This is a genomic window from Nocardia barduliensis, assembly GCF_013315795.1.
Lineage (GTDB): Bacteria > Actinomycetota > Actinomycetes > Mycobacteriales > Mycobacteriaceae > Nocardia > Nocardia barduliensis.
In genome coordinates, this window is the sequence record NZ_JABLTE010000035.1 from 44051 (window position 1) to 63861 (window position 19811).

17 protein-coding genes are annotated in these 19811 nt (G+C 69.5%); 3 read left to right on the forward strand and 14 right to left on the reverse strand.

Translation table 11 applies throughout. The features are described 5' to 3' along the window. Window positions 1-11: 11 nt before the first annotated feature. From HOV91_RS17030 to HOV91_RS17090, 13 genes are all read right to left on the reverse strand, one after another. Window positions 12-1637: an NADH-quinone oxidoreductase subunit M gene (locus HOV91_RS17030; RefSeq protein WP_174186381.1), complete on the reverse strand. Its 1626-nt coding sequence runs from the start codon at window positions 1635-1637 to the stop codon at window positions 12-14. Further along, complete coding sequence (gene nuoL, locus HOV91_RS17035; protein ID WP_174186382.1) at window positions 1634-3520, reverse strand: NADH-quinone oxidoreductase subunit L; 1887 nt, start codon at window positions 3518-3520, stop codon at window positions 1634-1636. Before nuoL ends, HOV91_RS17030 begins: the two co-directional genes overlap by 4 nt. 1 nt (window position 3521) lies before the next feature. Then, window positions 3522-3821: an NADH-quinone oxidoreductase subunit NuoK gene (gene nuoK / locus HOV91_RS17040; protein WP_174186383.1), complete on the reverse strand. Its 300-nt coding sequence runs from the start codon at window positions 3819-3821 to the stop codon at window positions 3522-3524. Beyond that, window positions 3818-4648: an NADH-quinone oxidoreductase subunit J gene (locus tag HOV91_RS17045; protein WP_174186384.1), complete on the reverse strand. Its 831-nt coding sequence runs from the start codon at window positions 4646-4648 to the stop codon at window positions 3818-3820. Before HOV91_RS17045 ends, nuoK begins: the two co-directional genes overlap by 4 nt. Further along, window positions 4645-6510, reverse strand: coding sequence for an NADH-quinone oxidoreductase subunit NuoH (gene nuoH / locus HOV91_RS17050; RefSeq protein WP_174186385.1), 1866 nt, complete (start codon window positions 6508-6510; stop codon window positions 4645-4647). The genes HOV91_RS17045 and nuoH overlap by 4 nt, the downstream gene beginning before the upstream one ends. Continuing rightward, window positions 6503-9040: an NADH-quinone oxidoreductase subunit G gene (locus HOV91_RS17055; RefSeq protein ID WP_174186386.1), complete on the reverse strand. Its 2538-nt coding sequence runs from the start codon at window positions 9038-9040 to the stop codon at window positions 6503-6505. The genes nuoH and HOV91_RS17055 overlap by 8 nt, the downstream gene beginning before the upstream one ends. Then, window positions 9037-10359 carry an NADH-quinone oxidoreductase subunit NuoF gene (gene nuoF, locus HOV91_RS17060; RefSeq protein ID WP_174186387.1) on the reverse strand — a complete coding sequence of 441 codons (1323 nt, stop codon included), beginning with the start codon at window positions 10357-10359 and terminating at the stop codon, window positions 9037-9039. The genes HOV91_RS17055 and nuoF overlap by 4 nt, the downstream gene beginning before the upstream one ends. Further along, a complete protein-coding gene (gene nuoE / locus HOV91_RS17065; RefSeq protein WP_174186388.1) occupies window positions 10356-11117 on the reverse strand; it encodes an NADH-quinone oxidoreductase subunit NuoE in 762 nt (253 codons plus the stop codon). Before nuoE ends, nuoF begins: the two co-directional genes overlap by 4 nt. Beyond that, a complete protein-coding gene (locus tag HOV91_RS17070; protein WP_246350275.1) occupies window positions 11114-12448 on the reverse strand; it encodes an NADH-quinone oxidoreductase subunit D in 1335 nt (444 codons plus the stop codon). Before HOV91_RS17070 ends, nuoE begins: the two co-directional genes overlap by 4 nt. Continuing rightward, window positions 12448-13224 carry an NADH-quinone oxidoreductase subunit C gene (locus tag HOV91_RS17075; protein WP_174186389.1) on the reverse strand — a complete coding sequence of 259 codons (777 nt, stop codon included), beginning with the start codon at window positions 13222-13224 and terminating at the stop codon, window positions 12448-12450. Before HOV91_RS17075 ends, HOV91_RS17070 begins: the two co-directional genes overlap by 1 nt. Next, complete coding sequence (locus tag HOV91_RS17080; RefSeq protein WP_043691073.1) at window positions 13221-13775, reverse strand: NuoB/complex I 20 kDa subunit family protein; 555 nt, start codon at window positions 13773-13775, stop codon at window positions 13221-13223. The genes HOV91_RS17075 and HOV91_RS17080 overlap by 4 nt, the downstream gene beginning before the upstream one ends. A gap of 51 nt (window positions 13776-13826) precedes the next feature. Continuing rightward, window positions 13827-14195: an NADH-quinone oxidoreductase subunit A gene (locus HOV91_RS17085; RefSeq protein ID WP_217440612.1), complete on the reverse strand. Its 369-nt coding sequence runs from the start codon at window positions 14193-14195 to the stop codon at window positions 13827-13829. Window positions 14196-14695: 500 nt separating this feature from the next. Beyond that, window positions 14696-15115, reverse strand: coding sequence for an Rv3143 family two-component system response regulator (locus tag HOV91_RS17090; protein ID WP_174186391.1), 420 nt, complete (start codon window positions 15113-15115; stop codon window positions 14696-14698). A 141-nt stretch (window positions 15116-15256) separates the two neighbouring features. Here HOV91_RS17090 and HOV91_RS17095 point away from each other — a divergent pair, with 141 nt between their 5' ends. From HOV91_RS17095 to HOV91_RS17105, 3 genes are read left to right on the forward strand one after another with little or no spacing between them, the layout of a single operon-like run. Then, a complete protein-coding gene (locus HOV91_RS17095; RefSeq protein WP_174186392.1) occupies window positions 15257-16798 on the forward strand; it encodes a hypothetical protein in 1542 nt (513 codons plus the stop codon). Window positions 16799-16801: 3 nt separating this feature from the next. Beyond that, window positions 16802-17245, forward strand: coding sequence for a hypothetical protein (locus HOV91_RS17100; protein WP_174186393.1), 444 nt, complete (start codon window positions 16802-16804; stop codon window positions 17243-17245). Next, window positions 17242-18894, forward strand: a complete 1653-nt coding sequence (locus tag HOV91_RS17105; RefSeq protein ID WP_312884661.1) for an FHA domain-containing protein — start codon at window positions 17242-17244, stop codon at window positions 18892-18894. The genes HOV91_RS17100 and HOV91_RS17105 overlap by 4 nt, the downstream gene beginning before the upstream one ends. Before the next feature lie 28 nt (window positions 18895-18922). Here HOV91_RS17105 and HOV91_RS17110 read toward each other — a convergent pair whose 3' ends face one another. Then, complete coding sequence (locus HOV91_RS17110; RefSeq protein WP_246350295.1) at window positions 18923-19786, reverse strand: LysR family transcriptional regulator; 864 nt, start codon at window positions 19784-19786, stop codon at window positions 18923-18925. Window positions 19787-19811: the final 25 nt, after the last annotated feature.

A 19811-nucleotide genomic window follows, 5' to 3' on the forward strand; every position in this document is an offset into this window, starting at 1 on the left:
GGCTGGGTCGGTCACTTGTGGGCACCTCCGGGATGTTGGGCCGATCCCGCTTCGGGCCTGGGTGGTGCCGCGGGGGCGGGATCGGTCCGGCCGATGGTGGTGAGCGTCTGGCTCACCGCGGGATTGATGAAGTCGGTGAGGACTTTCGGGTAGACGCCGAGGAACAGCAGCGCGGCGATCAGTGGCGCCACCACGGCGATTTCGCGCGGCGCCAAGTCGTGGATCCGCTCGTTGCCTTCCTTCACCGGCCCGGTCATCATCCGCTGGTAGAGCCACAGCACGTACAGTGCGGCGAGCACCAGCGCGACGGCGGCGACCACGGCGGCGACCTGGTATCGGGCGAAGGTGCCGATCAGTACCAGGAACTCGCTCACGAACGGGGCCAGACCCGGCAGCGACAGCGTCGCCAGACCGGCGATGAAGAACGTGCCCGCGAGCACCGGGGCCACCTTCTGGACGCCGCCGTACGCGGCGATGAGCCGGGTTCCGCGCCGCGACACCAGGAATCCGGCCACCAGGAACAGCGCGGCGGTCGAGATGCCGTGATTGACCATGTACAGCGTCGCGCCGGTCTGGCCCTGGCTGGTCATGGCGAAGACGCCGAGGATGATGAAACCGAAGTGGGAGATCGACGTGTAGGCGATCAGCCGCATCACGTCGGTCTGCCCGATGGCCAGCAGGGCGCCGTACACGATGCCGATCACCGCGAGCGTGATCACCAACGGCGCGTAGGTGTCGGACGCGCCGGGGAACAGCGGCAGGCAGTAGCGCAGCATGCCGAAGGTGCCCACTTTGTCGACCACCGCCATCATCAGCACCGCGCTGGAGGGCGTGGCCGCGACGGCGGCGTCCGGCAGCCAGGTGTGCAACGGCCACAGCGGCGCCTTGACCGCGAAGGCGAACATGAATCCGAGGAACAAGGCGTTGAGCACCGCGGGCCCGGCGCCGAGTTCCCCGGCGTTGGCGGCGGCGACCACGGTGCGCAGATCGAAGGTGCCCGAGGAGCCCTCGCCCAGTCCTTCGCGGGCGGTGAGCACGTACAACCCGATGACCGCGGCGAGCATGATCAGCCCGCCGAACAGGTTGTACAGCAGGAACTTCACCGCCGCGCGGGAGCGCTGTCTGCGCACCAGAGCGTCGCCGGTGCGCGGCCCGAATCCGCCGATGAGGAAGTACATCGGGATGAGCATCGCCTCGAAGAACACGTAGAACAGCAAGATGTCCAAGGCGAGGAAGGAGATCAGCACCATCGCCTCGACGAGCAGGATGAGCGCGACGTAGGTGTGCGCCACCCGCTTCCCGCCGCCCACTTCGCGTTCGTCGTGCCAGCCCGCCAGGATCAGCAACGGAACCAGGGCCGCGGTCAGCAGCACCAGCACCAGCGCGATGCCGTCCAGCCCGAGGGTGTAGCCCGCGCCGAACGCCGGAATCCACTGATGGGATTCGACGAACTGGTACTGGTCGCCCGCGGTGTCGAACCGCACGGCGAGCCCGACGCCGATGCCGAGCACGAGCACCGAGAAGCACAGTGCCACAGCGCGTGCGAGGGTGCGTTGCGCGGCGGGCAGCACGAGCACGATCGCCGCACCGGCGACCGGGGCCAGCCACAGCGTCGTCAACCAGGGGAACTCGCTCACCACAACCTCACCGCCAGCAGGGCTGCGGCCACCAGGGCCGCGCCGGTGAACATGGACAGGGCATAGGACCGCACGAACCCGGACTGCACTCGCCGAGCCCGCGCGGACAACCCGCCGATCAGCGCCGCGGTGCCGTTCACGACGCCGTCGATGCCGCGGTTGTCGAGGAAGACCAGCGCCCGGGTCAGGTACTGGCCCGGCCGCATGAACGCGGCTTCGTTGACCGCGTCGCCGTAGAGGTCGCGGCGCGCCGCGACGGTCAGCCCGGAGACGGCGTCGGGTGCGGCTTCGGGGATGTCGCGTCGCGCGTACTGCGAGTAGGCCACCGCTACACCGACGGCGACCACGCCGAGCGCGAGCACTGTGACCAGCGCCGCCGGAACAGTTTCGGTGCCGTGGTGAGCGCCGACGACCGGTTCGAGCCAGTTCTGCAACGAGGAGCCGAAGACGAACACCGCGCCCGCGCCGACGGAGCCGATGGCGAGCAGGATCATGGGCCCGGTCATCACCGCTGGGGACTCGTGCGGGTGGGTGTCCGGTTTCCAGCGGCGCTCACCGAAGAACGTCATCAGCATGACGCGCGTCATGTAGAACGCGGTGAGTCCCGCGCCGAACAGCGCGATCAGACCAAGCGCGATCCCGCCGACGCCGCCTTGGTTGAACGCCGCCTCGATGATCCGGTCCTTGGAGAAGAACCCGGCGAACGGCGGGACCCCGATGATGGCCAGGTAGCCGAGGCCGAAAGTGACGTAGGTGATCGGCAGCAGGGTGCGCAGACCACCGTAGCGGCGCATATCCGTTTCGTCGTCCATCGCGTGCATCACCGAACCGGCGCCGAGGAACAGCCCGGCCTTGAAGAACCCGTGGGTGAGCAGGTGCATGATGGCGAAGGCATATCCGGCGGGGCCGAGTCCGGCGGCCAGCACCATGTAGCCGATCTGGCTCATGGTGGAGGCGGCCAGGGCCTTCTTGATGTCGTCCTTGGCGCAGCCGATGATCGCGCCGAACAGCAGGGTGACCGCGCCGACCAGCACCACCCCGAGCCGCGCGTCCGGGGCGAGGTCGAAGATCGCGTTGGAGCGCGCGATCAGGTACACACCGGCGGTGACCATCGTGGCGGCGTGGATCAGCGCCGACACCGGGGTGGGGCCCTCCATGGCGTCACCGAGCCAGGATTGCAGCGGCACCTGTGCGGACTTGCCGCACGCGGCCAGCAGCAGGAGAAGGCCGATCGCGGTGAGCGTGCCCTCGCTCGCGGCGGGCGCGGCGCCGAACACGACCGCGAAGTCGACCGATCCGAACGTCGCGAACATGACCATCATCGCGATCGCCAAGCCCATGTCGCCGACCCGGTTCACCACGAACGCCTTCTTGGCGGCCGTTGCCGCCGATGGCCTCGCGTACCAGAAGCCGATCAGCAGGTAGGAGGCCAGGCCGACGCCCTCCCAGCCGAGGTAGAGCACGAGATAGTTGTTCGCCAGGACCAGCAGCAGCATGGCCGCCAGGAACAGGTTGAGGTAGGCGAAGAACCGCCGCCGCCCTGGGTCGTGGCTCATGTAGCCGATCGAGTAGACGTGGATCAGCGACCCGACGCCGGTGATCAGCAGCGCGAAGCACATCGAGAGCTGGTCCAGCTGTAGCGCGAAGTCGACCTGGACACCGGCCACGGGGACCCAGCTGAACAGGTCTTCGTGTATCGCCCGGTCGGCGGTGTCGCGCCCGAGCATGTCGGTGAAAGCGAGCACGGCGACCCCGAACGAGGCCAGCGCCGTCGCGGTGCCGAGCAGATGACCCCACTTGTCGGCGTAGCGTCCGGTCAGCAGCAGGACGATCGCGCCCGCCAGGGGGAGGGCGGGCAGCAGCCACAGCGTTGCGGTGTCCACGTCAGAACTTCAGCAGGCTAGCGTCGTCGACCGAGGTCGAGCGGCGGGTGCGGAAGATGGTCATGATGATGGCCAGGCCGACGACCACCTCGGCGGCGGCGACCACCATCGTGAAGAACGCGAACACCTGCCCGTCCAGGTCGGCGTGCATCCGGGCGAAGGTGACGAAGGCGAGGTTCACCGCGTTGAGCATCAGCTCGATGCACATGAACACCACGATGGCGTTGCGCCGCAGCAGCACCCCGGCCGCGCCGATGGTGAACAGCAGGGCGGACAGGAACAGGTAGTTCTCGGGATTCACCGGTTGCCTTCCTCGTCGCTGGGGGTGTCGGTCCCGTCCGATGCGGGCGTGGTGCCGACCGAGATGACGGCCGCTTCGGTGAGCGCCCTGGTGCGGCGGTGCCGCAGGATGGTGCTGACCGACAGCTCCTCGAACGACCCGTCCGGCAGCCGCGCGGGGACGTCCACCGCGTTGTGCCTGGCGTAGACGCCGGGGGTCGGCAGCGGTGTCGCGCGATGTCCCTGCTCGCGGAACCGGCGGCGTGACAGCTCGCGCTGGTCGGTGCGTGGCCCGAACTGCTCGCGGTGGGCCAGCACCATGGCGCCGATGGTGGCGGTGATCAGCAGGGCGCCGGTGAGTTCGAAGGCCCACACGTAGCGCAGGAAGATCAGTTCGGCCAGTTCGGCGATCACGTCGCGGCCCGCGAAACCGGAAGCGGGAAAGGCGATGCCGGATTCGCGGATGCCGTGGGCGATGCCGCCGCTGAGCAGCAGCCCGAAGCCCACGCCGACCGCGGCGGCGGCCAGGCGCTGCCCGCGGATGGTTTCCTTCAGCGATTCGGCGGAGTCCACGCCGACGAGCATCAGCACGAACAGGAACAGCATCATCACCGCGCCGGTGTAGACCACGATCTGCACGACGCCGAGGAACAGCGCGTCCTCGGCGATGTAGAACGCGGCCAGCGCGATCATCGTGGCCGCCAGGCACAGTGCGGAGTGCACCGCCTTGGGGGCGAACACCATGCCGAGCGCGCCGAGCACGGCCAGCGGGGCGAGGATCCAGAACTGGACCGTCTCGCCGGTGGAGGCGCGGGTCAACGGCTCCGCGGCCAGGATCAAATCGGTCACCGTGGTGCTCCTTCCACGCCCGCGGCGGCGGGTTGCCTGGGCGTATCGGTCGCCGTGGCGCCGCTGGTGGCCGGCGCGTCGCCGGGGACCCGGCCGAGGTAGTAGTCCGCCTCGTCGGCGCCGGGGTGCATGGCGTGCGGCGGCGCGGTCATCCCGGGCTGCAGCGGGGCGAGCAACCGGTCCTTCTCGTAGATCAGGTCGGCCCGGTTGTCGTCGGCCATCTCGTAGTCGTTGGTCATCGTGAGCGCCCTGGTGGGGCAGGCCTCGATGCACAATCCGCAGCCGATGCAGCGCAGGTAGTTGATCTGGTAGACCCGCCCGTACCGTTCACCGGGCGAAAAGCGTTCGGTCTCGGTGTTGTCGGCGCCTTCGACGTAGATCGCGTCGGCGGGGCAGGCCCATGCGCACAGCTCGCAGCCGATGCACTTCTCCAAGCCGTCGGGATGCCGGTTGAGCTGATGCCTGCCGTGGTAGCGCGGCGCCGTCGGCGTCTTCTGCTCGGGGTAGAACTCGGTGTTCGGCTTCTTGAACATGGTCGCAGCGGTGACCGCGAAACCGGACAGCGGCTCGAACAAGCCTGCCTTGGCGCGGGTGGCGTCGCGGGCCTGCGCGTCGGCGGGCAGCGGCGGCACCGGGAAGCCGAGGAACACCGTCGAATCGGCGGCATCGGCCACCACGGGCTCCTCGACCGGTGGCGCCGTGCCCGCCGCCCGGCCCGCCCGCAGGAACCGCAGCACCAGCAATCCGGTGACCACCAAGCCGCCGATCACCAGGATCGGGGTCTGCACCGAGTAGCCCTCCGTTTGCAGCACTCGCGCCGTTGCCACAACCATGACCCAGGCCAGCGAGGTCGGGATGAGCAGTTTCCAGCCGAGGTTCATGAACTGGTCGTAGCGCAGGCGGGGCAGCGTGCCGCGCAGCCAGATGAACACGAACAGGAACGTCCAGACCTTGGCGGTGAACCACAGCAGCGGCCACCACCCGGAGTTCGCGCCGTCCCACATGTTCAACGGCCACGGCGCGCGCCAGCCGCCGAGGAACAGCGTGGTGGCCAGCGCGGAGACCGTTGCCATGTTGACGTATTCGGCCAGCATGAACATGGCGAACTTGAGCGAGGAGTACTCGGTGTGGAAGCCGCCGACCAGCTCGCCCTCGGCCTCGGGCAGGTCGAACGGCGCACGGTTGGTCTCGCCGACCATCGAGACGCAATAGATCAGGAACGACGGCAGCAGCAGGAACACATACCAGGTGCCTTCCTGCGCCGACACGATGCCGGAGGTGGCCATGGTGCCGCCGAGCAGGAAGACGGTGGCGAAGCACAGTGCCATCGCGATCTCGTAGGAGATGACCTGCGCGGTCGAGCGCAACCCGCCCAGCAGCGGATAGGTGGAGCCGGAGGACCATCCGGCCAGCACGATGCCGTAGACGCCGATGGAGGTGATCGCGAGGATGTACAGCACCGCTACCGGAAGGTCGGTGAGCTGCAGCGGGGTGGTGACGCCGAAGACGGACACCTCCGGCCCGAAGGGGATCACCGCGAACGCCATGAACGCGGGCACCACCGAGATCACCGGAGCGAGAATGTAGATCGGCTTGTCCACGATCGCCGGGACGATGTCCTCCTTGAGGGCCATCTTCACGCCGTCGGCGATGCTCTGCAGCGAGCCGAACGGCCCGGTGCGGTTCGGGCCGATGCGCATCTGCATGCGTGCCACGATCTTGCGCTCCGCGAGCACCGCGACCAGCGGAATCAGCATCAGATAGACGAAAACGGCGACGGCTTTGGCGATCACGAGCCACAGCGGGTCGTGTCCGAAGCCCGTGGGGGCGTAAGGGGCGGCGAGCGCGGCGAGATCACTCATGGCGGTGCTCCTTCATCCTCTCGTCGGCGTGCCGCAGGTGCACGATGGCGCCGGGCTGCACGGCGAGCTGCTCGGCGATGGAGCAGCCGGGCGAGTGCTGCGGCAACCACACCACGCGGTCGGGCAGGTCGCTGATCATCAGCGGGAGCGTGACGGCGCCGCGGCTGGTGGCGACGGTGACCGGATCGTCGGGTTGCACGCCGAGCTCGGCGGCGGTGGCGGCCGACAGCCGCACCACCGGTGGGCGGGCGATGCCGGCCAGATTCGGTTCGCCGTCCTGCATGCGGCCCTCGTCCAGCAGCATCCGCCAGCTGGCGAGCACCGCGGTACCGGGCTCGGGCCGCGGCAGCGGTTGCGGCCGGTGCGTGGGCGCGGTGACGGGTGGGCCGTCCCATGCGCCGAGTTCGGCGAGTTCGGCGCGGGCGGATTCCACGTCGGGCAGGTTCAGCCGCACCGACATCTCGCCGGCGATCGCGTGCAGCACCCGCTGGTCCGACAGCGGCGCGGTCTGGCGGCGCACCATATCGTCGCCGAGCGCGGCGGCGAACGGGCGCGGCCTGCCCTCCCACGTGCGGAAGGTGCCGGATTTCTCCATGGCCGCCGCTACCGGGAACACCACGTCGGCGCGTTCGGTGACCGGGCTGCGCCGCAGTTCCAGGCTCACCACGAACCTGGCCGCGTCGATGGCGGCCAGCGCGGCGGCCGGATCGGGCAGGTCGGCCACGTCGACGCCGCCGATGACCAGCGCGCCGAGTCCGGAAGCCGCCTCCAGGATGGCCGTCGTGTCCCGGCCAGCGCCGACCGGCAGTTCCGGCACGTTCCAGACCGCCCGGACCTGTTGGCGGGCACGGGGATCGGCGACCGGCCTGCCGCCGGGGAGCAGGCAGGGCAGGGCGCCCGCTTCGACCGCGCCGCGTTCGCCCGCTCGGCGCGGCACCCAGGCGAGGGCGGCTCCGGTTTCCTCGGCCAGACGCACGGCGGCCGACAGCGTGCCGGCCACGCCGGCCATCCGCTCACCGACCATGATCACCGCGCCGGGTTCGCGCAGCAGTCGGGCCAGGTCGGCGAGCTGGGCCGGGTCCGCCCCCGGCGTGGTGATCTCGCCGGTGCGGATGGCGTCGAGCAGATGCGGTTCGGCGCCGGGCACGGCGCGCATCAGCCGCCCGGACATCCGGTCGAGCCCGCGTGAGGAGTACGGCGCGAGGGAGTAGATCGGCAGGCGTCGCTTGCGCGCGGCCTTGCGCAGTCGCAGGTAGACGATCGGCGACTCTTCCTCGGGTTCGAATCCGACGAGCAGGACGACCGGCGCGGCTTCCATGCTGTCGTAGGTGACCGTGCCGTCCTGACCCGCGACCCGGGCGGCGAGGAAGTCGGCTTCCTCCGCCGAGTGCGCGCGGGCGCGGAAGTCGATGTCGTTGGTGCCGAGGGCGACCCGCGCGAACTTGGCGTAGGCGTAGGCGTCCTCCTCGGTGACCCGGCCGCCGACGAGCACGCCCGCGTTGCCGAACGACGCGGCCAGTCCCTCCGCGGCCGCGGCAAGCGCCTCCGACCAGGAGGCCGGGGCGAGTTCGCCGTTCCAGCCGCGCACCAGCGGGGTGGTGAGCCGATCGGGTTCGGTGGCGTAGGCGAAGGCCCAGCGGCCCTTGTCGCAGTTCCACTCCTCGTTGACCTGCGGGTCGTCACCGGCCAACCGGCGCAGCACCTTGCCGCGGCGGTGGTCGGTGCGCTGGGCGCAGCCGGAGGCGCAGTGCTCGCAGACGTTCGGGCTGGACACCAGGTCGAACGGGCGCGCGCGGAATCGGTAGGCGGTGCCGGTGAGCGCGCCGACCGGGCAGATCTGCACGGTGTTGCCGGAGAAGTAGGAGTCCAGCGGTTCGGCCTGCGCGGTGCCGACCTGTTGCAGCGCACCGCGGTCCATCAGCTCGATGAACGGGTCGCCCGCGATCTGCTGGGAGAAACGGGTGCAGCGGGCGCAGAGCACGCAGCGTTCCCGGTCCAGCAGCACCGCTGTGGACAACGGAATCGGTTTGGGGTAGGTGCGTTTGCGTCCGTCGAACCGGGATTCGGCGCGTCCGGTGGACATCGCCTGGTTCTGCAGCGGGCATTCGCCGCCCTTGTCGCAGACCGGGCAGTCGAGGGGGTGGTTGATCAGCAGCAGCTCCATCACGCCCTCCTGCGCCTTGTCGGCGGCAGGGGAGGTGAGCTGGGTGCGCACCACCATGCCGTCGGCGACGGCCATGGTGCAGGAGGCGACCGGTTTGCGCTGCCCTTCGACCTCGACCAGGCACTGGCGGCACGCGCCGACCGGGTCGAGCAGCGGATGGTCGCAGAAGCGGGGGATCTGGATGCCGATCAGTTCGGCGGCCCGGATCAGCAGGGTGCCGGGCGGCACGCTGACGGCGGTGTCGTCGATGGTCACGGTGACCAGGTCGGCGGGAGCGGGCCCGCCGGTGTCGCCGCCCACGACGGCGGGCCTGCCTGTCGCCCGGCCGCCGCCGGTGATCGAATCGCTGCGCGAGACCGGTTTCATCGGACCTCTTCTCCTGACTCGGCCCATGCGGTGCAGCGCGCCGGGTCGAATGGGCATCCGCCGAGCCGCAGGTGTTCGGCGTACTCCTCGCGGAAGTACTTCAGCGAGGAGATGATCGGGCTGGCCGCGCCGTCACCGAGCGCGCAGAACGACTTGCCGTTGATGGTGTCGCTGATGTCGAGCAACTTGTCCAGGTCGGACGCGGCGCCGGTGCCCGCTTCGATCCGTTCCAGCAGCTGCACCAGCCAGTAGGTGCCCTCCCGGCACGGGGTGCACTTGCCGCAGGACTCGTGCGCGTAGAACTCCGTCCAGCGCAGCACCGCGCGCACCACGCAGGTGGTGTCGTCGAAGATCTGCAGCGCCTTGGTGCCGAGCATGGATCCCGCGCCCGCGACGCCCTCGTAATCCAGTGGCACGTCGAGGTGTTCCGCGGTGAACAGCGGCGTGGACGAGCCGCCCGGGGTCCAGAATTTCACACGGTGCCCGGCGCGAACGCCGCCCGCGTAACGGAGTAGTTCGCGTAGCGTGACGCCCAGTGGCGCCTCGTACTGCCCCGGCCGGGTTACGTGACCCGACAGCGAGTAGAGGGTGAAACCGGGGGACTTCTCGCTGCCCATCGAGCGGAACCAGCCGATGCCGTTGCGGATGATGGGGGGCACGCTGGCGATGGACTCCACGTTGTTCACCACGGTGGGGCAGGCGTAGAGGCCCGCGACGGCGGGGAACGGCGGACGCAGGCGGGGCTGGCCGCGGCGGCCTTCCAGCGAGTCCAGCAGCGCGGTCTCCTCGCCGCAGATGTAGGCGCCCGCGCCCGCGTGCACGATCAGCTCGAGGTCGTAGCCGGAACCGAGAATGTCGTGACCGAGGAAACCCGCCTCGTAGGCCTGGGCCACCGCGGCCTGTAGCCGCCGCAGCACTGGAACCACCTCGCCGCGCACGTAGATGAACGCGTGCGCCGCGCGGATGGCGTAGGCGGCGATGACGACGCCTTCGATCAGCGCGTGCGGCGCTGCGAGCATGAGCGGGATGTCCTTGCAGGTACCGGGTTCGGACTCGTCGGCGTTCACCACCAGGTAGTGCGGTTTGGTGACGCCGTCGGGCCCGGGGCCCTGCGGGATGAAACTCCACTTCATGCCGGTGGGGAAGCCCGCGCCGCCGCGGCCGCGCAGGCCCGCGTCCTTGACGGTCTGGATGACCTGGTCCGGCTGCATCCGCAGGGCGGTGCGCAGCGCCTGGTAGCCGTCGTGGCGCAGGTAGGTGTCCATGGTCCAGGACTGCGGGTCGTCCCAGTAGGTGCTCAGCACCGGAGTGAGCGTCATCGCGAGCCCTCCGGATCCTGTTGCGGCGCGGGCGCTTGCATGCCTTGCTCGCGCGCGATGCGCAGACCGGCGAGGGTCGCCTCACCCGCGGCGCCGTCGAGCGCGCCGGGGCGCTCGTCCGGGAATCCGGCCAGGATGCGCGCGGTCTGCTTGAACGTGCACAGCGGCGCGCCGCGGGTCGGGGTGACCTGCGCTCCGGCGCGCAGCGCGTCCACCAGGGCACGCGCGGATTCGGGGGTCTGGTTGTCGAAGAACTCCCAGTTGACCATGACCACCGGCGCGAAATCGCAGGCCGCGTTGCACTCGACGTGCTCGAGCGTGATCGACCCGTCCGCGGTGGTCTGGCCGTGCCCGATGCCGAGGTGGCGTTCCAGCGCGGCGAGGATGGCGTCGCCGCCCAGCACCGCGCACAGCGTGTTGGTGCAGACACCGACGTGGTAGTCGCCGGTGGGCGTGCGCCGGAACATCGAATAGAAGGTGGCGACCGCGGTGACTTCGGCACCGGTCAGGCCCAATTGCTCGGCGCAGAACTCGATCCCGGTGCCGGTGACGTAGCCCTCCTCGGACTGCACCAGGTGCAAGAGCGGCAGTAGGGCCGAGCGCGGGTGCGGGTAGCGCGCGATGATCTCCTTGGCGTCGGTTTCCAGCCGGGCGCGCACGAAGGGCTGGTAGGGCTCGGGCCGGGTGCCGAGCTTCAGCAGGACCGGTGTCCCATCCGGCACGCGGTCGGCGGATTCGCTGTGCGATGTCAGGCTCATCGGTCTACTCCGCCCATGACCGGGTCGATGCTGGCGACCGAGGCGATGACGTCGGCGACCATGCCGCCCTCGCACATCGCCGCGACCGCCTGCAGATTGGTGAAGGAGGGGTCGCGGTAGTGCACCCGGTAGGGCCGGGTGCCGCCGTCGCTGACCATGTGCACGCCCAGCTCGCCGCGCGGGGACTCCACGGCCACGTACACCTGGCCCGCCGGAACGCGGATGCCTTCGGTGACCAGCTTGAAGTGGTGGATCAGCCCTTCCATGGACTTGCCCATGATCTTGCCGATGTGCTCGGGGGAGTTGCCGAGTCCATCCTTGCCGAGCTGCAGGTCGGCGGGCCAGGCGATTTTCTTGTCGTCGACCATGACCGGTCCGGGCCGCAGCCGGTCCAGGCACTGCTCGACGATCTTCAACGATTCCTTCATCTCCTCCACGCGGATGACGTAGCGGCCGTAGCAGTCGCATCCGGTAGTGGTGGGGATGTCGAATTCGTAGTTCTCGTAACCGCAGTAGGGCTGGGCCTTGCGCATGTCGTGCGGCAGGCCGGTGGCGCGCAGCACCGGGCCGGTGATGCCGAGCGCCATGCACCCCTGCAGGTCGAGATAGCCGATGTCCTGCGTGCGGGACTTCCAGATCGGGTTCGCGGTGAGCAGGTGTTCCATGTCGCGCAGCCGCTTGGGCAGCAGTGCGAGCAGTTCACGGACCTTGGTGACGCCGTCGTCGGGCAGATCCTGGGCCAGGCCGCCGGGGCGGATGAACGCGTGGTTCATGCGCAGCCCGGTGATCGTCTCGAACACGTCGAGGATCAGCTCCCGTTCCCGGAAGCCGAACAGCATGGGAGTCAGCGCGCCGAGTTCCATGCCGCCGGTGGCCAGGGCGACCAGGTGCGAGGAGATGCGGTTGAGTTCCATCAGCAGCACGCGGACGATCGTGGCGCGCTCCGGGATCTGCTCGGTGATGTCGAGCAGTCGCTCCACGCCCAGGCAGTACGCCGTCTCGTTGAAGAACGGCGACAGGTAGTCCATGCGGGTGACGAAGGTGACGCCCTGGGTCCAGTTGCGGAACTCGAGGTTCTTCTCGATCCCGGTGTGCAGGTATCCGATTCCGCAGCGGGCCTCGGTGACCGTTTCGCCTTCGATCTCCAGGATCAGCCGCAGCACACCGTGGGTGGACGGATGCTGCGGGCCCATGTTGACCACGATGCGTTCCTCGCCCGCGCCGGCCAGCGTCTCGGCTACCTGGTCCCAGTCCTGCCCGGCCACGGTGACCGTGGTGGGCCCGGGCGCGGTGTCCGGCGCCGCGCCGGGCTCGGTGTCGGTGTGGTTCATCAGCTGTATGCCCTCCGCTCGTCGGGCGGCGGGATACGCGCGCCCTTGTATTCGACCGGGATCCCGCCGAGCGGGTAGTCCTTGCGCTGGGGGTGGCCGCGCCAGTCGTCCGGCATGGTGATCCGGGTCAGCGACGGGTGACCGTCGAACCGGATGCCGAAGAAGTCGTAGGTCTCGCGCTCGTGCCAGTCGGTGGTCGGGTACACCTCGTAGAGCGAAGGAATGTGCGGGTCGGCGTCGGGGGCGGAGACCTCCACCCGCAGGCGGCGGTTGTGCGTGATCGACATGAGGTGATAGACGGCGTGGAGTTCGCGGCCGGAATCCTGCGGGTAGTGCACGCCGTTGACGCCCAGGCAGAGCTCGAAACGCAGTGCGGGATCATCCCGCAACGCGCGGGCGACCGACGGCAGATGCTCCCGGTGCACGTGCAGGGTGAGCTCGCCGCGGAAGACGATCACCTTCTCCAGCGCCGCGTCCAAGCGGGTGCCGATGGCGGTGAGCGCGGCGTGCAGCGCGTCGACCACCTCGTCGAAGTACCCGCCGTAGGGGGCGGGAGTGCTGCCCGGCAGGATGACCGGCCGGACCAGGCCGCCGTAGCCGGATGTGTCGCCGGTGCCGGACACGCCGAACATGCCGCGGCGCACGCCGATCACCTCGGCGCCGGGCTGCGCGGAATCCTGCTCGGGCAGGGTGCCTTCGGGGCCCGCGGTGGCCGCGGCATCGATCGCGTCGTGCGCGGGCGGGGCGTCGGTGTCGTCGGGGGTGTCGAAGGTCATCGGAGTAGACCCTCCATCCGGATTGTCGGGGTGGAGGCGAGCGCGGCCTGTTCGGCGGCGCGGATGGCCTCTTCGCGGTTGACCCCGAGCGGCATCTGCTGAATCTTGGCGTGCAGTGCCAAGATCGCGTTCAGCAGCATCTCCGGCCGGGGTGGGCAGCCGGGCAGGTAGATGTCGACCGGAACCACGTGGTCGACGCCCTGCACGATGGCGTAGTTGTTGAACATCCCGCCCGACGACGCGCAGACGCCCATCGCCAGCACCCATTTCGGTTCGGTCATCTGGTCGTAGACCTGGCGCAGCACCGGGGCCATCTTCTGGCTCACCCGGCCCGCCACGATCATCAGATCGGCCTGCCGCGGTGAGGCGCGGAAGGCTTCCATGCCGAAGCGGGCGATATCGAAACGGCCCCCGCCGGTGGCCATCATCTCGATGGCGCAGCAGGCCAGCCCGAAGGTGGCCGGCCACAGGGATCCCTTGCGCAGGAAGCCGGCGAAATCCTCGACCGTGCTCAGCAGGAAACCGCTGGGCAGTTTTTCCTCGAGACCCATGTTCTACTGACTCGCTTCCACTCGTCGGCTACGAATTCGGCTGTGCGGCACTCAGTCCCAGCTGAGCCCGCCGCGCCGCCATTCGTAGGCGTAGGCCACCGAGACGTTGAAGATGAACAACGCCATCGCGGCGAGACCGAAGAGACCGAGCGCATCGAAGTGGACTGCCCACGGGTAGAGGAACACGATCTCGATGTCGAAGATGATGAACAACATCGCGGTGAGGTAGTACTTCACCGGGAAGCGTTGTCCCGTAACATTTCCCGGGCCGCCGGCCACGGCATGCGGTGTGGGTTCGATACCGCATTCGTAGGGTTCCAGCTTCGCCCGGTTGCGCCGTTTCGGGCCGACCAGGGCCGATAGGACGATGGAGAACAGCGCGAACGCCGCCGCGATCGCGCCGAGTACCAGCGTCGGCATCTCGATATTCACGACTGCACTTCCCCTCCTTGCGAGCAGCGGCTGACGACAGCCTCCGAGGCGGGCTGACGTCGTTGTCCGCCTCGGCCAGACTCGCCCCTCGGCTTCACCCGGGAACGGTCATTACCTGGTCCGATCCCGTGTGAGATAGGGCACAGCCTACAACCGAAAGGGCGGCCCGCAGCGGGTTTGGCGGCGTCGTTTGATCGAATTCAGTACAAGCATTTATGACCGAAACGGTGGTAATCCGCGCGACGGATCCGGGTTCTTGGGTGAACGGTCAGTTGGCCGCCCGGAATGTCGTGTATCGCGACGTCGAAAGTGGTCCCGAGCGGGTTCGGAGTCGGGAACGGCGACAGAAGTGCGAAGGCTGGGAGCGTCGACCGGCCCGCCGGTTCGGCGCCTGTCCACCGGGAGCGGGTCGCGGCCGCACGCCTGGACGAACTAATTCAAGATCGCTATGAATAGCGGCTGCGGGACGGGTGGGCCGCGGGAAGGAATCAGGCCGCGGATCGGCTGCGCAGCAGCGCGACGACGGCCTCGGTGAGCCGGAGCGGGTCGATGGGATGCGCCACCGCGGCCTCCGCGCGTGACCAGCTGGCCAGCCACGCGTCGTCCGGCCGGCCGGTGAGCACCAGCAGCGGCGGGCACGGATCGACTTCGTCTTTCAACTGCTTGGCGATGCCGAGTCCGCCCGCAGGGGCCGCCTCGCCGTCGAGCACGGCGAGGTCTATGCCGCCCGCGTCCAGCTGCGCGATCACCACGGGGGCGGTGGCCACCTCGAGGTACTCGAACGCCGGTAGTTCCGGGTGTGGGTGCTTGCCCAATGCCTGGATCACCTGGCGCCTGGTGTCGGCGTCGTTGCTGTACACGAGAACCCGCAGAGGGGTGGAACGAGTGGAATCGGCCACGATCGGCATGGTACGTCCGCGAGGGCGGGCCGCGTGGCAGGTTCGGCGCAGTTGGTTCCCGCGCGTCGTCCGCCGCGCGTCACCGGCGCGGTCCGCGGGCGAAAGCCGATGACAAGCAGTTGATAAGAAACTGCCGGTAGAGTCCGGCCAATGCGGGGAGATATCACGCAGGCCCTCGTCGAGACCGACGTGTGGACCGATGAGATGCTGGGCAACGCCGGGATTCCGGTGATCGACGTACCGTTCGTGACCATCGGCAGCGGGATCGGATCGTTCGTCACCTACGACACGCTCCGGATCTTCGGCGTGCCCGCCGAGGCGATGGCGGTACTCGGTCCGCAGGAACACCCCTGGGCCTCCTACGAGTATCTGACCAGGGTCTCGCAGATCCCCCGCGGCGAGCGCCTGCGCAGCGACTCGGCCTCGACGCCGGACAACATCTGGGGCTTCCCGTCCTACGCGGTACGTGAGGCGCTCGCGGACAAGTCGATCAAGGCGCTGTGGAACGTCTTCGTCGAGCCGATCTTCGCCAATTACTACACCCCGCGCGCCGGCCAGGCGTTCGACGCCATGGAGCGGGAATTCCACCGCATCGGTTACGCGCGCTCCCTGCATCGCGGCCACGTGCGCATGGTGCGCAAGCGCCACGGCGGCGGGTACTTCACCATCCTCACCCCGCCCGCGGGGTCGACGTCGACCAAGCGTGTCGCTTTCCGCAGCACGTATGTCCATGTGGCGGTGGGCTATCCGGGCCTGAAGCTGCTTCCGGACCTGCAGGAGTACCGCGAAACCCATCGTGACCCGACGCGCGTGGTCAACGCCTACGAGCCGCACGAGCACGTCTACCAGGCCTTGCAGCGGCGGCCGGGCACCGTGCTGATCCGCGGCAGCGGGATCGTGGCCAGCCGCGTCCTGCAACGGCTCATCGACGACCGGGACAAGCACCGGCTCGACACCCGGATCCTGCACCTGTTCCGCACCTATATCGCCGGCCCGCACGGCAAGAACATCTTCAGCCGGCGCAAGGGCGGCGACGGGTGGGCCTACCAGGGGTTCAACTATCCGAAGTCGGTATGGGGCGGTCAGCTCAAGCAGAAAGTGCGCAATCTGCAGGGTGAGGAACGGGCGCGGGCCTACAAGGAGATCTCGGGCACCAACACCCCGATCCGGGACAACTGGCAGGAACAGTTGCGCCGTGGCCGCCGCGAGGGGTGGTACCAGGTGATGGCGGGCACGATGCGGGCTCCGCGCCCCGCCGGGGGGCGGCAAGGCGTGGTCGCGACGATCCTTCCGGACACCAGCGCACCGCTGCCGTTTCCGCCGCCGACGCAACCGTTCGACACCACCGTCGACTACATCATCGACTGCACAGGGTTGGAAGCCGACATCCGCGAGCACCGGCTGCTGGCCGACCTGCTCGATCACACCGGCGCCGGGCGCAATCCGCTCGGCAGGCTCGATGTCGACACCACCTTCGAACTGATCGGCACCCGCAGCGGAGCGGGACGGATGTACGCCTCCGGCAGCGCCACGCTCGGCGGGCCGTTCGTCGGCGTGGACACCTTCCTCGGGCTGCAGATCGCCGCGCAGGAGATCGCCGACGATCTGGCCGCAGTCGGCTTCTGCCGCAGAATGGGTCCGCTGCGCTCGACGCGGCAATGGTGGTTGTGGGTCACGAACGAGAAGATCTGAGCGATGCTTCCTACCTTGAACGGGCGAATCCAGACCCGCCTTCTCGCGCTGAGCGTGATCGGCTTCGTCGTCGCGCTGATCATCGCCCCGGTGCTGCCGACCGGCTCGCTGAGCATCGGGCAGGCTTACCGGGTGACGCTGTCGGTCCTGCTGGCGACCGTTCTGGTCGGTGTGCTGTGGGAGTTGCTCTACCATTTTCTGCAGCAGTTCCGCTGGGAAAAGGACTGGCCGACCCTGTTCGGTTTCGTCACCATCCTCAACGAGGGAGCGCTGATGTGGGTCCTCGTGCGCTACACCACCGTGGTGCTGCCCGAGCACCTGCGCCCGTCACCGGCGGCGTTCCTGATCCAGTTCGTGGTGACGTGGATGGTCTTCTGGCTCATCGTGAACGGGCCGATGCGGGTGGTGTTCCACCGGTGGCGCTTCCAAGGTGGCCGGTTCCTGTGAGCGCGCAGGTCGAGGTGTTGCCCGGCGCCCATCTGGTGGCGTGCGCGGGCGGCGCCGTCGTGGTCGTCGCGCACCGGGGCGACGGTGCCGTCACGGCGGACACGGTGGCGGCCCGGACGATGACGGCGCTGCTGGACATCGTGCGCGAAGCCCTCGCGCGCGACCGGCGCCGCAGCGGGCGCGCGGTGGCGCGGCTGGCCACGACCTGGCTCATGAGCCTGGCCAACGGCGAAGAGGACGAGGTCGAATTCGGGGTGATCACGCCCGTGGACGACGGGCTGGCGGTGTTCCTGCACGGCGGGGTCACCGCGGTGCTCGCGGACCCCGGCCGCACGGAGGTCCTGCGCGGCCGGGACGCCGGATTCACCGTCGACCGCATGGTGACTCCGACACCGGGGAGCGGCGCGGGATTGTTCGTGGACGAGGCCGGGTGGACCGCGGATTCCCTGCCGGGGCGAGGAATCCTCGCGCTCGGGGCGGGAACCGCACCGGGGTCGGGCGCGGTGTTGTGGTCAGGGGTGGTACCAGGCGTCATCGGTGAACCGGTGATCGACGGCGTCACCGAGTCGCTGCGTCAGCCCGGGGTGGCATCCGCGCATCAACCGCCCGTCGCGGAATCCCACGCCGCATCGGCGCCGGAACCGTCCCCCGACCCGCGCCGCGCGGAGCCGCAGCGCATCGAGTCACCAGCGGCATCCGAAGCGAACCCCGGGGCGGGGCAGCCTCCGGTCGCAGTGCCGCAACCGCACGTCGCCGCCGGAGCGCAGGCAGTCCCGCAACCGCACCATCCCGGAGCGCCGGTAGCTCCGGAACCGCACGGTCCCGGAGGGCAAGCGGCTCCGCAACCGCACCGCTCCGGCGCGCAACCCAGGCCCGAGCAGGTGTCCGGCCCGCAGCCCCGGCAGGCGCCGAGCCTGCGCAAGGACGAGCCAGCCGGCGATCCGGCGACCGAGGTCGATCTGCGGTCCTCCGCGCGGCGGGCGACGCCGCGCGAAAGCGTGATTCCGCCGGCGGCGCAGCAGCTTCCGCCGAGCTCGGAGCAGGCGCAGCCCGCGCACCGCACCGATCGGGACTACGCGATCGCCAACGACGCGAACCTCGCCGAGACGATGGTGCCCTCCGCCGAGGTCGTCGCCGACGCGCTCGGGTCGACCGGCTCGAACACGCTCGGGCACCGGGTGATCGTGCACGGCTTCCGATGTGCCCGGCATCATCACAATGATCCGCGGGTGTCGTTCTGCGCGGTGTGCGGGATCCGGATGGACCAGCTCACCTGCGTGCTGAGCGAGGGGGTTCGCCCACCGCTGGGTGTGCTGCTGCTGGACGACGGCACCTCCTTCGTCCTGGACAACGACTGTGTTCTCGGGCGCGAACCGGAGCACGCGGAGGCGGTCGCGCGGGGGGCGCGCCCGGTGCGCTTGGAGGACAGCTCCGGAGGCATGTCCCGGGCGCACGCCGAGATCCGCCTCGTCGACTGGGACGTCACGGTCGTGGACGGCGGCTCCACCAACGGCACCCACATCCGTCATCCCGGCCGCCAGGACTGGGTCCGAGCGGTCCCGGGTCATCCGGTAACCCTCGCCCCCGGCGCACAGATCCAACTCGGTGGACGCGTCCTGACCTTCGACTCCCAACACGGCCAGCTGTAGCGCGCGGGCCCCAGTGTGCGGGGCGGGGTCAGTGCGGGTGGAAGGCGTCGGGACCGACCTCGGTGGAGTCGAGCAGGTGGGTGAGGAACAGGCGGGTGGTCGGCGTCGGGGTGCGGGTGGTGACGGCATGCCACGGACGGTCCAGCGGGGTGCCCTCGACCGGGAGGACGCGCAGCACGCCGTTCTCCAAGTCCTGGGAGATCGCGTCGCTGTGGATCAGCGTGACGCCCAGGCCTTCTCGCGCGGCGGCCAGGACCGCGCCGTGTGACCCGAGGGTGAGTGTGGGCGGTTCGATCCGGAGCTGGTCGAGCAGGACGAGGGTGGCCTCTCGGGTGCCCGAGCCGCGGCCGCGCAGCAGCCAGGTGGTGTGCAGCGGGTCCAGTTCCGGCAGGCCGACCACGACCAGGCGGCTCGGTCGCCGCGCGCGCACCACCAGCCCCGTGTCCCGCGGTGGTCGTCCCGCGATCACCAGATCGGTCTCGTGGTGCTGCAATTCGAGGAACAGCGCGTCGCGCGGATGCACCGACAGGCTCAGCTCGATGTCCGGGAACCGGCGGCGGAACGAGGCCAGCGGCCGCAGCAGGACGTACTCGCCCGCGGTGGCGACCACGCCGATCCGCAGCCGTCCGGTCTCGGCGCGGCGGACGGCTGCTTGGGCCTCCTTCATGAGTCCGAGAATTCCGCGGCAGTACTCGGCGTAGACGCGACCGGCCTCGGTGAGCGCGATCCCGCGCCCGGCTTTCGCGATGAGTTTGGCGCCCAGCTGTTTCTCGACGTGCGCGACGGCCGCGGAGACGGCGGCCTCGGTGATGTGCAGCTGCGCGGCGGCGCGGCGGATGCTGCCGTGGCGGGCCACGGCCAGGAAGGTTTCCATCCTGGCCGCGCTCACCATACCCACCGCGAAACGGTAACAAACT

Bases quoted from the DNA above. Each gene is read 5' to 3' on its own strand.
- nuoF (WP_174186387.1), bottom strand. From the start codon at position 10,359: ATGACGCTCACTCCGGTGCTGAGCACCTACTGGGACGACCCGCAGTCC.
- HOV91_RS17110 (WP_246350295.1), bottom strand. From the start codon at position 19,786: ATGGTGAGCGCGGCCAGGATGGAAACCTTCCTGGCCGTGGCCCGCCAC.
- nuoH (WP_174186385.1), bottom strand. From the start codon at position 6,510: ATGAGTGATCTCGCCGCGCTCGCCGCCCCTTACGCCCCCACGGGCTTC.
- nuoE (WP_174186388.1), bottom strand. From the start codon at position 11,117: ATGAGCCTGACATCGCACAGCGAATCCGCCGACCGCGTGCCGGATGGG.
- HOV91_RS17075 (WP_174186389.1), bottom strand. From the start codon at position 13,224: ATGACCTTCGACACCCCCGACGACACCGACGCCCCGCCCGCGCACGAC.
- HOV91_RS17095 (WP_174186392.1), top strand. From the start codon at position 15,257: ATGCGGGGAGATATCACGCAGGCCCTCGTCGAGACCGACGTGTGGACC.
- HOV91_RS17070 (WP_246350275.1), bottom strand. From the start codon at position 12,448: ATGAACCACACCGACACCGAGCCCGGCGCGGCGCCGGACACCGCGCCC.
- HOV91_RS17085 (WP_217440612.1), bottom strand. From the start codon at position 14,195: ATGCCGACGCTGGTACTCGGCGCGATCGCGGCGGCGTTCGCGCTGTTC.
- HOV91_RS17055 (WP_174186386.1), bottom strand. From the start codon at position 9,040: ATGAAACCGGTCTCGCGCAGCGATTCGATCACCGGCGGCGGCCGGGCG.
- HOV91_RS17100 (WP_174186393.1), top strand. From the start codon at position 16,802: ATGCTTCCTACCTTGAACGGGCGAATCCAGACCCGCCTTCTCGCGCTG.
- HOV91_RS17080 (WP_043691073.1), bottom strand. From the start codon at position 13,775: ATGGGTCTCGAGGAAAAACTGCCCAGCGGTTTCCTGCTGAGCACGGTC.
- HOV91_RS17090 (WP_174186391.1), bottom strand. From the start codon at position 15,115: ATGCCGATCGTGGCCGATTCCACTCGTTCCACCCCTCTGCGGGTTCTC.